The sequence below is a fragment of the Pedobacter sp. Leaf170 genome (genome assembly GCF_920984665.1).
GTDB lineage: Bacteria > Bacteroidota > Bacteroidia > Sphingobacteriales > Sphingobacteriaceae > Pedobacter.
This window is the reverse complement of the sequence record NZ_CAKLBP010000001.1, coordinates 451,900-467,213: the sequence shown is the minus strand read 5'-3', so window position 1 is coordinate 467,213 and position 15,314 is coordinate 451,900. Positions and strand designations below refer to the sequence as shown.

At 34.9% G+C, this 15,314-nt stretch carries 18 protein-coding genes and 1 other RNA gene; 5 read left to right on the top strand and 14 right to left on the bottom strand.

The window, feature by feature from the left end; all coding sequences use genetic code 11:
- Positions 1–27: 27 nt before the first annotated feature.
- Genes LUA90_RS02130 through LUA90_RS02110 form a run of 5 tightly spaced genes read right to left on the bottom strand, consistent with a single transcriptional unit; the run spans position 28 to position 7,201 of the window.
- Positions 28–1,824, bottom strand: coding sequence for a hypothetical protein (locus LUA90_RS02130; RefSeq protein WP_231460003.1), 1,797 nt, complete (start codon positions 1,822–1,824; stop codon positions 28–30).
- Between the two features lies 1 nt (position 1,825).
- Positions 1,826–3,958, bottom strand: a complete 2,133-nt coding sequence (locus LUA90_RS02125) for a hypothetical protein (protein ID WP_231460004.1) — start codon at positions 3,956–3,958, stop codon at positions 1,826–1,828.
- The gene (locus tag LUA90_RS02120) at positions 3,945–5,315 is read right to left on the bottom strand and encodes a BatA domain-containing protein (RefSeq protein ID WP_231460005.1); all 1,371 of its coding nucleotides are present in this window, start codon (positions 5,313–5,315) and stop codon (positions 3,945–3,947) included. The genes LUA90_RS02125 and LUA90_RS02120 overlap by 14 nt, the downstream gene beginning before the upstream one ends.
- Positions 5,316–6,203 carry a DUF58 domain-containing protein gene (locus LUA90_RS02115; RefSeq protein WP_231489933.1) on the bottom strand — a complete coding sequence of 296 codons (888 nt, stop codon included), beginning with the start codon at positions 6,201–6,203 and terminating at the stop codon, positions 5,316–5,318.
- Complete coding sequence (locus tag LUA90_RS02110; protein ID WP_231460007.1) at positions 6,203–7,201, bottom strand: MoxR family ATPase; 999 nt, start codon at positions 7,199–7,201, stop codon at positions 6,203–6,205. Before LUA90_RS02110 ends, LUA90_RS02115 begins: the two co-directional genes overlap by 1 nt.
- 150 nt (positions 7,202–7,351) lie before the next feature.
- Between LUA90_RS02110 and LUA90_RS02105 the strand changes: the two genes are divergently transcribed.
- From LUA90_RS02105 to LUA90_RS02090, 4 genes are all read left to right on the top strand, one after another.
- Entirely contained in the window at positions 7,352–7,981 is a 630-nt protein-coding gene (locus LUA90_RS02105) for a DUF4159 domain-containing protein (protein WP_231460008.1), read from the top strand.
- Between the two features lie 22 nt (positions 7,982–8,003).
- Positions 8,004–8,777, top strand: a complete 774-nt coding sequence (locus LUA90_RS02100; protein WP_231460009.1) for an NIPSNAP family protein — start codon at positions 8,004–8,006, stop codon at positions 8,775–8,777.
- Between the two features lie 96 nt (positions 8,778–8,873).
- Positions 8,874–9,242, top strand: a transfer-messenger RNA (tmRNA) gene (gene ssrA, locus LUA90_RS02095).
- 77 nt (positions 9,243–9,319) lie between these two features.
- Entirely contained in the window at positions 9,320–10,492 is a 1,173-nt protein-coding gene (locus LUA90_RS02090) for a site-specific integrase (protein ID WP_231489932.1), read from the top strand.
- On the opposite strand, the gene LUA90_RS02085 is transcribed toward LUA90_RS02090, so the two are convergent.
- From LUA90_RS02085 to LUA90_RS02065, 5 genes are read right to left on the bottom strand one after another with little or no spacing between them, the layout of a single operon-like run.
- Complete coding sequence (locus tag LUA90_RS02085) at positions 10,489–11,007, bottom strand: hypothetical protein (protein ID WP_231489931.1); 519 nt, start codon at positions 11,005–11,007, stop codon at positions 10,489–10,491. The two genes, LUA90_RS02090 and LUA90_RS02085, sit on opposite strands and share 4 nt — an antisense overlap.
- Before the next feature lie 2 nt (positions 11,008–11,009).
- Positions 11,010–11,753: an SOS response-associated peptidase gene (locus LUA90_RS02080; RefSeq protein ID WP_231489930.1), complete on the bottom strand. Its 744-nt coding sequence runs from the start codon at positions 11,751–11,753 to the stop codon at positions 11,010–11,012.
- A 9-nt stretch (positions 11,754–11,762) separates the two neighbouring features.
- Positions 11,763–11,975, bottom strand: a complete 213-nt coding sequence (locus tag LUA90_RS02075; protein ID WP_231489929.1) for a hypothetical protein — start codon at positions 11,973–11,975, stop codon at positions 11,763–11,765.
- The gene (locus LUA90_RS02070; protein WP_231489928.1) at positions 11,975–12,424 is read right to left on the bottom strand and encodes a hypothetical protein; all 450 of its coding nucleotides are present in this window, start codon (positions 12,422–12,424) and stop codon (positions 11,975–11,977) included. Before LUA90_RS02070 ends, LUA90_RS02075 begins: the two co-directional genes overlap by 1 nt.
- Positions 12,425–12,437: 13 nt before the next feature.
- On the bottom strand, positions 12,438–12,671 hold the full coding sequence (locus LUA90_RS02065; RefSeq protein WP_231489927.1) for a hypothetical protein: 234 nt from the start codon (positions 12,669–12,671) through the stop codon (positions 12,438–12,440).
- A 90-nt stretch (positions 12,672–12,761) separates the two neighbouring features.
- Here LUA90_RS02065 and LUA90_RS02060 point away from each other — a divergent pair, with 90 nt between their 5' ends.
- Entirely contained in the window at positions 12,762–13,280 is a 519-nt protein-coding gene (locus LUA90_RS02060; protein WP_231489926.1) for a hypothetical protein, read from the top strand.
- Here the strand turns inward: LUA90_RS02060 and LUA90_RS02055 are convergent.
- The 4 genes from LUA90_RS02055 to LUA90_RS02040 form a co-directional block, all read right to left on the bottom strand.
- Positions 13,277–14,047, bottom strand: a complete 771-nt coding sequence (locus LUA90_RS02055; RefSeq protein ID WP_231489925.1) for a hypothetical protein — start codon at positions 14,045–14,047, stop codon at positions 13,277–13,279. The two genes, LUA90_RS02060 and LUA90_RS02055, sit on opposite strands and share 4 nt — an antisense overlap.
- Positions 14,044–14,361, bottom strand: a complete 318-nt coding sequence (locus LUA90_RS02050; RefSeq protein ID WP_231489924.1) for a hypothetical protein — start codon at positions 14,359–14,361, stop codon at positions 14,044–14,046. Before LUA90_RS02050 ends, LUA90_RS02055 begins: the two co-directional genes overlap by 4 nt.
- A 106-nt stretch (positions 14,362–14,467) precedes the next feature.
- Positions 14,468–15,022, bottom strand: coding sequence for a hypothetical protein (locus LUA90_RS02045; RefSeq protein ID WP_231489923.1), 555 nt, complete (start codon positions 15,020–15,022; stop codon positions 14,468–14,470).
- Between the two features lie 3 nt (positions 15,023–15,025).
- Positions 15,026–15,301 (bottom strand): hypothetical protein, encoded by a 276-nt coding sequence (locus tag LUA90_RS02040; protein WP_231489922.1) that lies wholly within the window; start codon positions 15,299–15,301, stop codon positions 15,026–15,028.
- Between the last annotated feature and the right edge of the window lie 13 nt (positions 15,302–15,314).

The window sequence follows — 15,314 nt, the reverse complement described above, 5'->3', positions numbered from 1 at the left end:
TTATGTATAACATTTTAGTTTCAATCGCTAATTTTTTCTTAAAACCCTCGATTCGAACCATAAAAACCCGGTTGACAGGATGAATGTTATAAAAATCCACCATTTGGATACTTCATTAACCGTTATTTGTTCAGAAATTTTCGCCTTAGATAATTGTTTGAGGTTGTTCTGAACAAATCTTTCATTTTGTTTGATTAAGGAGTAATTTCTTAAAGTTTGCCAGTTTTGTTTAGCATAAATATAAACAGATGCTGTAGTTTGATTAATATTTAATGTATTCCAACCTTGTGTTTTCGGCCAATTAGTAACATCCCATTGAAAAGGTAATTCCATATTTTGGCGTGGTGCAAGTACTAAGCCATTCATCTTTATTGTTGGTACTTTATTATTTTGGGCTAAATCAATAACAAAATTTGTACGATGATTAACTACAGGAATTTTAGGCAAAACCTTAAAAGCTAAATTCTTAGCCTTTTTACGAGCAGTTTTAGATAACAAAGCCGACCAATAGGCCGAATAATCTGCTTCATTTCCGGCAAGCATCCAGTTGTAGGTAGAAGACAATGTACTGGCCGTCAATTTTCCTAAACCATTTAATTTGCTTGTCACCAATATCTTTGCATTATTATCAATTACTATGGTTTGGTTATTTTCCGAAGCTTTCAGGAAAAGCCTTTGGTCGTATGGTAATTTGTTAAACTTTTTTGCATCATCTTTAATTATGGGTATCAAGCCTTTATCTTTTTGCAAAGGCACTTCAAACCTCGAAAATTTATCACTAATAAAACCTGAAGATTTTGGATTTGCAATTCTGATAATTACACCCAAACCATTATTCATAGCTGTTTGCATAGTTGATTTTTCAGCGCCTGAAAGCGAACTGATTTCATCTTCATCAATAATTAAAACATCAAATTGCTTTAAAGCTGCTTGGTTTATGCTATTAAGGTTTACGTTACTTAAGTTTAAAAAATCTGTTGTGTATTTATCCTTGCTAATCTTGCTCCTGTAAGCAAGCGGGTATTGATTATCAAATAGCCATTTTTTGAGAAATTTATATTCAAAATCCGGGAATGAGGAAAGGATTAAAACCTTCATTGCTGCCTGCTCATTTACGATAAATGGAACAGGCTCATTGGAAATGGTATCTTTTCCGTTTAAAGCAATTAACTTAAAAACGGCTTTTCCAATTTGTTTCGGCTGCGTTTTGAAAGAAAAATTAACCGTTTCATTTGGTTTAATGTTAACCGAATCGATAGACTTTCCTAAGCCATTAAGTAAAAGTTTAATTGTATTGCTTTCTGTGTTTTTGTAAATTCCCTGAAGCAAAAACTGCGCTGTTGTTTTGATTTCGTTAGGCCAGTTTGCATCAATTATTCCAGTAATATTATTTGAAGGGTGAAAATTTAGCTGGAAATCCTTTAGCTTTTCTAATTCATTTAAACTTAAGCCGTAGCCATAAATATTTATCTTATTTACCTCTGGATGTTCTTTGAGAAAATAAAATAAATCTGGTATTTGAATGGTTTTGCCGTGTTTTAGCTCGGTAGCTTCGGTATTTTTTAAACTGTATTTAGCTGATTTAATTTTTAAGGCTGAATCAGGTTCTGTGCCTTCAGTTATTAAGTTTATCTCATTTAAATTTTGCTTCGCTGAAGTTTTGTATTGTAGCGGAATAAGAAGAAATAGGAGCGAGGCTACAGAAAATATGCTGGCTAAAATCCGCCATATTAATCTTGCCTTATCATTTCTGCTAAATTCTTTAAATAGTAAAAAAACAAGCAATATTGAGCAAATTATAATGGCTATTAGCTTAAAATCCATGTTATCGGCCCGATTTATTTAGGTTATTAAAATAGCTTTGATACAATGTTGATGCAGGCAAAGTGGTTTTGTATTGCGGTTTTGCAGGTTCGGCTTTTATCATTTTTTGGATGGCTGATTGGGCAACATCAATATCTCTTACTACAACCTTTTTAGCCGCAGATAATCTTCTTAAACTGGTTAAGGCATTTAAAAAAGAGGCCGGATTCTCTGCTGCGGCTACAATCATATACTTTTCTGTTTCCGTTAGTTTGAATCTTTCATCCTCACTCAATTTTTCACCATTTCTTTTACTTTCTAAAATGGAGAGTGCATTTTTTAAATGTTTAATTCGCAATTCTTTTTGCTCAAAATTCATTTTTTGAACAGGTTGAAGGATTTTATCCAATTCGCCACTCAATCTTTTTTCTGGTTTTAATGAGGCTGTTTTAACGGTTGTTTTGGCAACATAAGCTCTGGATTTTTGTTGCAAATCTTTCAATAATCTTAAAGCTTTGTATTCGTAAGGCAAGGCTTCCTGAGGTTTATAAGTCCGCAAGCGCAATTCTGAATTCCACATTTCGGTTAAAACGGCTTTTAGTTGTGCCTTCATTTCAGGTTCGAAAAATGTTGCATCTTCTGCAATATCATGTTTATGTGCATATTTGTCCATTATGGCCGTTACATCGCCAAATTTTTCTTCTTCGCCTTTGTGTTCCACATGCTCATCGTGGTCGTCATGGTCGCCACCAATTTCGGTTTCATTTTCTTCCCCTAAAAATTGCCCGTATCGTAAACGCAATAGTTTTTGGTCGATACCTAAATTATTTGCTCTGGTTTTAAACGCTTCAGCAGGAATAGAAGATTGTTCTTTAAGTAGCTTTTCGGTGTCAATAATAATCTGCCGCTGACTTCTAAAATATTCTGGCACAAGGTTAACGCCATTCGTCATTCCAGAAAGGCTCATTAATTCTGTGGTATCCACAATAGAAACAAAATAAACATCCGATCGGCTAGATTGACCATGATTATCCATTGCTTTGATGAAAAAATAAAGTTCATCACCGGGTTTCATACCCAAAGATTTTAAATCAAAAAGTTTAGTTAGCGAAACATTTTTCCGGTTACCAAAATTTGTATCGAACGAAAGTCTTTTCTCCGTAAAACTTACACCTTCACCCTTGCCACTTGCCATTGTTGCCGAAATAAATGCGTCCTTTATGCCATAATCATCATTTAAATTTGCCTTTAAAGTGAATTTTTGCGGTTGGCCAATGTCAATTGTTGTGTGTTGTTTTGGTTGGGTAATTTTTATTGAAACCGGTAAATCGGCTATTAATTCTATCTGATATAGGTCTGATTTTTTTCCATCCACAACTACCTGGTAAAAACCTGCTTTATTGATTGTTTTAGAAAATTCCCAATCCCTCTTTGCATTGTTTTTAGGTTTAAGATTGATGATTTCTTTATCATTAAAAATAAAACTCAATTTTTTTGCCGCAACATTGGTTTCAATTTGCCAGTTTACTTTTGCGCCATCTTCTAATTTAATCGAAAAAATTTTCTGTTTTCTCGAAGCTTTTTGCGTGTAAGCAGGAGGCAAGATGGTTAAGTTAAAATCGGCAATTTCTGGTAAAATGTTCTCTTTAATAGCTGGTATTAGGTTTTGCGCTTCAGTAGGCTGGTTTTTGTTATGTTTTATTGCCGGGATTTTGCTAATACCATAGCTGATAAATAATGCGATGAATAGGATTAAGCCTGAAATATAAATTTTGCCCTGGATTTCTTTTGGGTTTTCCAGGCACGGTATTATTGCTTCAATCTTATCTCTTTGGAATTTTTGAAGCATTGGTAATTCTTTAGCATCTAATAGCAGTAATTCTGCGCTTTCTTCAACTTCTGGATACTTATAATTTACAAATCTAGCGATGTCATCATCGCTTTTCTTCCAAACGGGATTTAGTAATAAAATCACAGTTCCTATCAAAAGAAATATTAAGGCTGCCGACCAGATTGAAAAATTCAAAATATTTACAGCAATGGCACTTAGTACCAATGTAATCGCCAGGGAAATTGCAATAATGTGGAGCAGGCGGTACATTATCCACTTTGTTCTGAGGTTATGAAGCCAATTTAATCCTTCAGTTTTTTGCATAATCTGTTTTATTTCTGAATGATAAAATTCTCTCTACAATAAAAATCAATAAAGCTGCAATCCAAAAATATTTCAAAACGGATTCGTTTATGTTAAGTGAAGATTCGCTTGCTTTAAAATTATTATTTTTTGTATTTAATTGATTTGCTTGCAGAGTTCTTTGGTCGTTGGCATTAGCTTCAAAACCAAAATTTTCGGGTTTTTCATTTTGCAGAACGATTGGCATTAAAGCTTTTACATAGGCTTCATTCCAAACCAAATCATTCCATTGCGGATTAAATCGACTGTAAAAATGTAATACCTTAAGATTTTTATGTTCTTCTTTTGACAAAATCGGATTGCCAAAACCATCTGTCCATAAGTTTTCAAATTGATTTTTAGAGTCGATATATTTTGACAGTGGAATTTGTTTTCCTTCAATATTGATAAAAGAATGATGATTTACAGCTTTGCTTGCAGCATATTTGAATAGTACTCCGTCCTTTATTATTGATGATTTGAAATCACTTGAAACAGATTTTTCTGAGAGCCAAAAGCCAATCTGATTTGCTTTTTCGCCTGTATTTATGATAATTTTCCGCTTAGTAAATTGGGCAATTGCATTTAATGCTGCAACTAAATATTTGCTGTCGTTAATGCTTTTATCCTCATAAATGGCAACATATATAGGTGCTAAATTTTGATTATTTACAGCTTCGTATATGGTTTGTTTTGGGGTTGAAGTAGCTCTAAGTTTTTTGCCTGCAAAATCTGTTATCCATGTTTTAACTGAATCTCCATCATTCAAAACATTCCAGTTAATGTTAAATTTTGTTTCTGGTAAATTATCACCGAAGTTATTTTGCTTTGTATTTTGATAGATATAGATATTTGTACCTGAAGGTAAAATCGTGGTTAACAGGTTAAAAAGGCTTGTAAAGTTTAAGCTTTCTACATTAGCTTTTTCGGTATTAGCCGTATCTTTTACGGATAAAGGTATAAAGCCAAAATTAAAATCGTGAATCTCATATCTGATTTTTAATAAAGAATCTATAGTTTTTCTATTGGATTGATATACAGATTTAAAATTTGCTTTATCTATCAAAATCCAACCGCCTTTTTCTTTTGTATTAACTTTCCTGGTGATGTAAGGTTGCGCAATGCAAAAGCTAATTAATATGATAAGCAAGCATCGAAGTAAAAATAATAGCCAATCTGTTATTTTAAAGCTTTTTGAACTTGCCCGAGAGCTTTCTCCAAGGAGAGAAATGCTGCCGATTTTTAATGTTTTACCTTGTTTAATATTCCACAAATGAATAATAAGCGGGATAATTAAACCTGCAAGCGCCAATAAACCGATGGGATAAAATAACTGCACTTAAATTTTTAGTTTACTTCTTTGTTTTAAAAAATCTCTCAAAGCTTCATCTAAGGGTTCTTCAGTAGATAACGTTCTGTAAGAAATTCTTCTATCAAGCATTTTAATTCTGATGTCTTCGAGGTGTGCATTAAGTTTAGTTCTATATTCCTGCCTGGCTTTTGCCTGATCAATTTGTATGGTTTGCCCGGTTTCTAAATCTTCAAAAGTTGTATAACCTTTAAAATCTAAGTCAATTTCATTTTTTGCTAAAAGATGGAAAACCACAATTTCGTGCCTAAGTGTATTCAGCGTTTCTAAAAGGTTTAAAATTTCACCATCAGCCTGATAGAAATCGGTTACAAAAATTAACAATTCACGCTTTTGTGTGCCGGCAAAAAGTTCCTTGTAATGAATCGGCTTGGTGAAATTCCCTGCCGGATTTATGCTTTCGAGCTGATAAAATAATCTTGCCAAATGTTGATAATCCTGCTTTGGCGTCATCGAATAAATTCCCGAGTCTTTAAAAACATACAAGCCAATTGCATCGCCTTGCAGATTTGACAGATAGGCCAAGGAAGCGCCAAGATATCGGGCATATTCAATTTTAGTGAAGTCGCCGTCACTATGGTTCATCGAAGCGCTGGCATCAATCAATATTCTCACAGAAATATTAGTTTCAACTTCCGATTCGCGAATGTAATATCTATCCGAACGGGCAAACATTTTCCAATCCAACGAGCGTAAATCATCACCCGGTTGGTAACTTCTATATTGGCTAAACTCTAGTCCGGCACCTTTCACAGTACTTTTATTAATGCCGCTCATAAAACCATCAATCGTCATTTTTGCCGACAAATTCAGGTCCTTAATTGCCATTAATACTTTCGGATTTAAAAGTCTGCTCATTAAATATTTGCTTTCGGCTTAGAGATTGCTTTTAATAATTCGTCTGTTACCTTATCTGATGAAACATTTTCGGCTTCTGCTTTAAAATTCATTAAAATTCTGTGGCGTAAAACCGGGTAAGCCATGGTTTGCAAATCTTCGGTTATTACCGCATAGCGACCATAAAATAAGGCTCTGGCCTTTGCCGTTAAAATTAATGCTTGCCCGGCACGTGGCCCGGCACCCCAACGTACCCATTCTTTAACAAAAGGAACTGTAGTTGTATCTGGTCTGGTGGCACGAATAATATCACTCACATACGTTATTAAATCATCGCTGATACTTACTTCTCGGGTAATTGCCTGCAATTCTTTAATTTCTTCAGCACCAATAATAGGGTTAATGGTTACTTTTTTAGCACCCGTAGTGCTGCTTAAAATTTTTGCTTCTTCTGTTGCGGTTGGGTAACCTATTTTAATGTAAAGTAAAAATCTATCCAATTGCGCCTCCGGAAGCGGGTATGTTCCCGCTTGTTCGATAGGGTTTTGCGTTGCAAGTATAAAAAATGGTCTATCTAAAGGATAAGTTTGTCCGCCGTAAGTAACTTCAAATTCTTGCATTGCTTCTAAAAGCGCCGATTGGGTTTTTGGTGGTGTTCTGTTTACTTCATCTGCTAAAACAATATTGGCAAATAATGGTCCCTTGTTAAACTTAAAAAAACGTTTCCCTGTAACATGGTCTTCCTCTAAAATTTCAGTTCCAACAATATCTGTGGGCATTAAATCGGGTGTAAACTGTATTCTTCTAAAGGATAAATCGAGTGCTTGGGACATGGTTTTAACCATTAAAGTTTTAGCCAAGCCTGGTACGCCTTCTAAAAGGCAGTGTCCGCCGGCCATTAATGCAATAAGCATTTCTTCGATAATTACATCCTGACCAACAATTATTTTTTGTATTTCGCTTTTTAATTGAGAGATTTTGCCAATCAATAATTTTAAGTTAGTTTCTGAACGGTCCAAAACGATTTTTTTTAGTCTGCGTGAATAATGAGCGTCAATATAGCGCATTATGGCACATAATTTTAATCCTTACCAAAAGAATATCAAAAAATTTACAAGATTATCTGCCCAAAAACCTGAATTAAAGAAAATTGAAGCTAATTTAGGGCGATGCAAAGATCTAAATTTACATTTGCGAGGTTGAAATATAATTCCGGAGATTGGGACACTGACCAGCGTATGCCATCAAATATATTAAATTCATTATTAGAGTATACTACAATTCCGTTAGAAGAGGAAGAAAAAATTGTTGAACTGGGCAGTATGGATTTATTTAAATATCCATTTTGCTATATGAGCGGGCATAAATTGGTTCAGTTTAACCAGCAAGAAGCGGCAAATTTTAAAGCATACGTTAAAAACGGTGGTTTTATTTTTGTTGATGATTGCAACCATGATATTGATGGTTTATTTGCTCGTTCTTTTGAAACACAGATGACTAATTTATTTGGCGCTTCAGCATTGAAGAAAATTCCAAATAACCATCCAATTTATAATTCGTTTTTTAAGTTTGAGAAAGGCCCACCAACAACATCTTTCGAGCTTAATGGTTGGGGAGATGATTTGGTACATGATTATTTAAAAGCTATTACCATTAATAACCGGATTGGCGTTTTATACAGTAATAAAGATTATGGTTGTGAATGGGATTATGATTTTAGAAATAAACGTTTTTTAGCCGAAGATAATACTAAATTTGGTGTCAACATTATTTTATACGCCATGGGCGTAAATAGTTAATTCAATTTAAATCAAATATATTGTGAAAACATTCCTAACCAAATCACTTCTTTCATTAGTTGTTTTAATCGCATTAACAGCAAATAGTTTTGCGGCCAAACCATCTTATTATTACCAGATTAAAATTTATCATTTAAAAACTAAAGCGCAGGAAACTGTTATTGATGCATACTTGAAAGATGCCTATATACCGGCGATGCATGCAGCAGGGGTAAAGCATATAGGTGTATTTAAAACAATTGCGATTGATACTGCTGAGCAGCTTGTTTATGTCTTTATCCCACTTAAAAAACTTACAGGTTTAGATAAGGTTGACGAACTTATTGCAAAAGATAAGCAATACCTTGAAGCTGGAAAAACTTACTTAAATGCATCATATAATGATGCTCCTTACACAAGGGTAGAATCGATAATTCTTAAAGCATTTTCGGCTATGCCTGAATATGCATTACCTAAACTAAATACGGCTAAAAGCGAACGCGTTTACGAACTAAGAAGTTACGAAGCTGCAACAGAAAACCTTTCGCTAAATAAGATTGGAATGTTTAACGATGCCGAGGTTGATATTTTTACAAAGCTTAATTTTAATGCCGTTTTTTACGGACAAGTAATATCGGGCAGCAAAATGCCTAATTTAATGTATTTAACTACATTTAATAATAAAGCTGATAGAGATAAACATTGGGCAGATTTTGGTCTGGAGTATAAAAAGATTAGCGGTTTGCCGCAATACCAGCATAATGTATCAAAAAATGTAACACTGTTTTTATACCCTACAGATTATTCTGATTTTTAAGGTTTTTAAAAAGTAGCTATAGATACATATTTAAAAAACAATATTTATTGTATCTTTGTTGTCCTGTTTTGCTTCTCAAGTAAAAAACTAAAATTTGGGGCCGTTCTTGGATTTGACAGGGTGGCGAAGGTTATGTTAGCATGCAGTGCGTTGTACGGAGAGCACTTTAAAGAGAACGTTCAAAACAATAGTTGGCGAAAATAACTACGCCTTAGCTGCCTAATTTAGAATTAGCATAGCTTTTGTTCCTCTAACTGCTGCATTGTTAGGTTAGAATCCGGAGCATCGATATAACAGTGCTGGCCTTAAGAAGGTATGGCTTAAGGTGAGATAAAGTATCTAAGGATTTAAACAAGGTCGGTTTTCAGCCCGTTTATTTCTCGAAAATTAATTGAAAAATAAGCATGTAGAAGGTATAGGTTATCTCACAACTGGACAAGGGTTCGACTCCCTTCGGCTCCACATTTAAAAGCCTGATTATCAGCCGCATTTATGATGCGGCTGACCATTCAGCTGACGACAATAACAATCAAAGCAATTCTGTGAAAACTAAGTGGGAAGGTCCTTTTCTTTATGAACCAGCTGGTGGTGACATGACCAAAGATTGGTTTGTGTGGATTAAATACCAGCATCCGGTCACAGGCAAGTATATCCGATTCAGGTATAATACTGGTTTTAACAAATTGAAGACAAAGCAAGAACGAAGAGACTATGGAAAGGATTTTGTTCAAGCTATAACCGATTTGTTAAAGGATGGTTTCACTCCTTTTGCAGAATATAATGTCATGCAAAACCTGCTTGATAAACAGAAAACTGTTTCTCTCTGCATTGATAAATTTCTTTCTGAATTGAACGTTAGACCAAACACCTATCACAAATATTCCCTTGAACTTAATTTATTCAAAAACTATCTAAAGGAACATGGTTACGGTGATGTTTTACTTCGGGATATTAGAAAAGGTGTCGTTGTCGAGTTCTTAACTCACTATAAAGAAAAGCGAAATTGGAAAGGTAAAACCTACAATCATTACTTAACAGATATCACGACTTTTTTCAATTATTTCTACAATAACTACGATGATTATCTTGAAAAAGTTCCGACGTTAAAACTTAAACGTGCGCCAATCGAAAAGCCTGGTAACTCAGCATTCAATGATTACCAGTTTAAAAAGCTAAAGGAATTGATGCTGGCGAATGATGATAAGCTACTGTTCACATTCTGCAGCTTTATATACTATGCCGCTTTGCGTAATGTTTCAGAAGCTAACTTTATTAAAGTAGGGGATTTTAACTTCAAGCAAAAGACATTAAAAATTGAGAGCGGCACTGCCAAGAATAGAAAAACTGAATATATTCCTTTGTACCCTGATTTTTTAGAACTACTCTATGAACTTAAAATACCAGAAATGCCGCCCGAATGGTTCGTGTTTGCGAGAAATAGGATGGGTGCTTTTTTAGGCGGAGAAAAAAGAGTAGGACTTGATTATTTCTCAAGATTATTTAAGCCATACAAAAAGATTCTGAAGCTTTCCGAACGTGACGGAATATATTGCTATAAACACACAAGAGCGGTGCACCTTGGCGAGGATGGTGAAGAGCTTTATAAAATCATGAAATTATTCAGGCATAGTAATCTAAACATGACAATGATTTACATGCGTGACCTAGGAATAAATGTGGATAAAACAGAATTTAATAAAGGCCGGCAGTTTTAAATTTTAATGCCGTCTCTTCTCATTTCTTCCAATATTGGCTTTACGTTTGGTAGATTCTTGATATCGTCAAATGTTACCGCATCTTTCTTTTTCTTTGATTGTTTTCTGAAATAATCCTTATCGGTGTAATAAGGATGGTCAAGTGGCAAAGGCTCTAACTGTTCTAGAGATGGTGGTGGTTGTGAAAAGCTTAATCCATTTTCTTTTGCATTATCCAAAGCAGTTACATCAAATTTTGATGGATTTATAATAGTAACGCATTGAATTGATTCATTAACATAGACAATCACCTGCAATCTTTGTAGTGGTGCATCTATCTCAGGCAAACCATCTAACATGGTATACAGCAACCCTTTGCTACGTTCGCTATAGCCCGGACTATCAGGTAGATAAAGATGTAAGTTTCCACCACCGTATATACAGTTAACCTGAGGAAAAGCTTTGTTAATGTTATCTGCTAAAGTCACGCCGTATAGATTGGCACCACCTCTAATTTGGCCTTGTGAGTTTTCCATATCTAACTAAATAAATCACTTTGTGTGTTGTCACTCACTTCACGCAATACATTTTTGTCGTTTGGAGCGCTCTTCAATTCCCTGACTACGCGATAAGCAGCGAGGTCATCGTCAGAACAGGCAAATTGCATAATATCATCAATCAATCCAATAGGACTATCAGGATTTATCCAGTCATCGATAAGGGTTTTGCTTAGCATCAAAGGCATTCGTTTAGCGGAGTTGTGGATATCCGCCATAAAAATATTAGCAGGCTCAGTAACAATCGTAAATGTTTTATACCATTCATTTGAAACTGTCTCTTTATAATAACTATACAAACCAGCAAGGTAAAAGTAAGGTTGCTCTTTTGGATGAATCAGATATGGAAGCGTATCGATTTTCTTTCCTTTCTCATTAAAAATGTGCTTATACTCAAAGAAAGAATTTACCGGGATGATGCAGCGCTGTTTTTTGATAGCATTTTTAAAAGAAGTGGTCGTTCTGATATCCTCACTTCTGGCGTTAAGCGTTCTCTTAGCTAATGCAAGCATATCAGTTAGGGGTTTATTCCAAGTCGGCATTAGTCCCCATTGATAGAGGTCAATGATGTCTTCCCCATTATCGTTGAGTAGAACCAATAAAGATGGATGGTCAAACCCTGATGCTTTATACAGATTGACTTCAACCGTAGGATCTACTGCCTTTGCAGGGAAGTGGCTCTGCAAATCATAAGCTTTAGTAACTTGTGTAGCTGTATAGCACATTTATCTAAGTTAAGAATTTTGCTCAATATATGCACCCATCCCAGCAACTACCTCATCAAGTGTTTGCCGGCCAGATACCTGTTTCCAAACTCCATCTATTTTTTCTATAGAACCAATCAGAGTAGTTTTAGAATAAAAGTAATAAGGCTGACCAATATTGTGCTGTACAATAGTATAAGGGTAATCTGGATGGTTAATGTATTTATAGAATAATTGAAGCATTAGTTGATATCAAAAGTATAAGTATATTCATCATTTTCTTTTCTCACAATAACAGTTAGCTTTTTCTCAAATTCTACATCATCATAAATAAGGTCTTCCACTACATTCCCAAATTCTTCAATGTCCGTATCTTCGTGCGCTGTAAGCTCTAAAGTATCATTTTCAATAAATCTAAAGCTAACTAGGTTATCACCATACCTTTCAAGAAGTTTTTCAGGTAATTCACTAATTTTCCTATCAGCATCCAAATGTGAAGCTATTGAGTATAAATGTTGCTGAAGTTCTGCATCATCGGTTACAAAACCAGATTCAGTACTTTTATCAATTTTCATAGAACCCTTAAAATCGTCATCTATAGAAACATAGAAAAGTTCATCTTTTTCTTCTATCCTAATTTTAGATGGTCTTCTAATATCATTGATGTACATCTCAAATTCTGTAGTATTCATAATTCAAAAACCTTTATTTATCCAATTTAGTTTGAAATCTTGAGATTAATAAATCTCTATCGGAACTGGTGAAATCACTAGGCATATTCAACCATCGCCAAACTTCACCATTCAAATTCAATGCACCATTATAGTAATCATCAATCAGAATATGAAACAAGTTGCCTGCGCCAGATACATTTTTAATCCTAACTATTCTCATTTCATCACCAAAAGCTGCGCAAAAAACTATTTCCACATTCTTCATTTAACCTCTAAAAGGATCGTAAATATTGCTAAATAAATTAGTAATTACAAATAATAAATAATGATTAAGTTTGTTCGAAAAAATATCTATATGCCAGATATACCACTGCTAACCACCCAAGAGTTTTCCGAGCTTGATGAGGTAAAGCAGCTCAAAGAAATTTACAGTGTCTATGGAATGATTGTATTTCTATTCATTCCCATTGATGAGAAATTAGTTTTTCTAATTAAAGTTCACCACGATTATAAAATGGGTGCATTACCAGGCAAATTTAATGAAATAAGATTAGCAAATATTCGCTGGAATATTAAGCTCAAAAAACACTATGACGAGAAAGCCACATTGGGCCTGATAGTTAATGATTTTTGCAGCTTATACGATGTTGCGGAGTTTAAAAGTAAGTTTGTTGAAATGGTGGAGAAGCGTAATGCAATGGTTCACAATTATATGAAGGGTTACCGAGCATTTGAGGACTCACAAGCGAGAGAAGCAGCGTACCGCTACCTATTAAGTTTGATTGATTATATGCAAGATTTTATTGAAAGTATAAAAAACAGGAAATTTAGAAGTACTAAATTTCCTGAATTAGAGGTTGAATTAAAATATTAAAATCTTATTATATCGTAATTCATATTGACAGACGGTCGCCACCGTGTGCTTTCGGGATAGTATGTGTAGTTACCCTGTATTGAAAACCTTCCTAAATCAATTCGGGCAGCTGGGCCAAATCCAATAGAGCCAGTTTGCGGGTTATAGTTTGATGCTGCCTGAATTCTGAGACCAAAGTCTGGCTGTTTTTGCTCAATAATTAGTGATTTTAATCCGTTAATTTTTGTACGGGGGTCATTGCTAGTTATGTCTATATAACTCTTCTTTGCACCTAAAAACCATTTTCGCTTCCTGTATTGAGAAACTGTCACTTCGTTATTATAAGCAAAGCTAAATATACCGGCTTTGGTTGTGTCTTCATTAGGGGTGTAGGAAAGTTGGACAAACTTGTCATCGTATCTTGCAATCCTTTTTTGCAATGCATTTTTTTCAAATCTTGCCTGCATTAAACTATCACGAGTCATGGACGCTATTCTAGTTACCTGAACGAGTTGGGTTCTTGCAATTTTCAATAGCATGGCCGAGGTGTCAACTATGCCTAGTGGAATGTTTGGGTTTCTCACATCTGCCCTAGAAACCACACTGTTTGTGATATCGTATTCGGTATGGGTATTTCCTTGTGAATCGACATATTCTCGAACCTTTTGCGGACTTTCTTTCTCAATGATATCTTTTACATTTAAGTTAACCGGAGTAGGTTTTAACAATAACCAGCCGATTACACAAACTAATGCCACTATTATCAAATAAGGAATGTATTTTTTCATCGTTTTAATTGTTTAAGCAACTCTTTAGCTGGCCCATCCAGAACAGACCTGTTTGTGCTGTCTTGTGTTCTGAAATATCGAGCACTTTCATCTTTACAGTTATATAGTTGTTGTGTTAAGGTTTTAGTTTCCTCTTCTTTTTTAGTTATGTAAAGCCTCAGATAATTAATGCGTTCATCATGAGATTTATCCTTTTCTCTATACGATTGAATGATTATGCCAAACAAAACACTTACAGCAGTAAGCAGCATAATTACAGCCTTCTGCCAAGGAAAGTTTGCCCAATCTTTGGGCTTCTCTTTTTGTATGCTCATTCTCTTTAATCATTTGTGGTATAATGCCAAAATTGCACCATAAGTTTCTATTGTTAAGTCAATAGCCTATAGAGTATTATGTTAATCGATTGGTAGCTATAACTTTCTATGATTCGCTAACTTTTGCCGGAGTTCCGTCAAGATTCTTGTAATACTTTTTCTTAACACCTAGAGGCTTAACAGTAAAAGGGGCACGTCTTACATCTGTAATTTCAGATTTTGGAATCCATGTCGGACAAACCGAGTTAGACTGATTACCACCGTAGCATCTAAAATACTTATCATTCTCTCCAATGATATAGGTTACATGAGCGCCACCAACTCTGTTTTTAATAGCTGTATCACCAACACAAGCATCTTTTATGGCGATTTCAACACCCCAATTTCTCCACCAAGCAGCAGAGAGTAACATGGGAGCGGGGAGTTTTAGCCAATTTGCTCTAAAAGCACAAATAGCTTTAAATAATCCACACCATGGAACTTCATCATTTGGGTACCAGCCAATAACACCTAAGATGGTCGCCCATCTCATGATGTCTACAGTGTTTTCTTTTCCCTTCGTTTCAAGTAGGCCATTATGTCTAATGGCCTCTTGAAGTTCTTTGGGAAGATTTGGTTCGGTATTTAGCCAAGCGTCAATACCTGTAAACAGTTTCCCCATGGGTTAATCTTGAGTTGTTTCAAACGAATTATTAATATTTGCTACACTTTCTACGATGCTGGCCGCAACATCTAAATCAAATTCGGCTGCACCACCGAAACTGATGTTCTTGTTATTCTCAGAAAAATCGCAATTGATAAATCCACTCTTACCGTCATTTCCGGTAATCTTCACGCCTGTAGGTTTAGCCCCATTTTGAGATTCCCACTCGTACTTTAAATCCCATTTGCCAACTTTTGCTGAACCGTACGATTTTGTTGTTGTTGCTGTAATTTCCATTTTGATATATTTT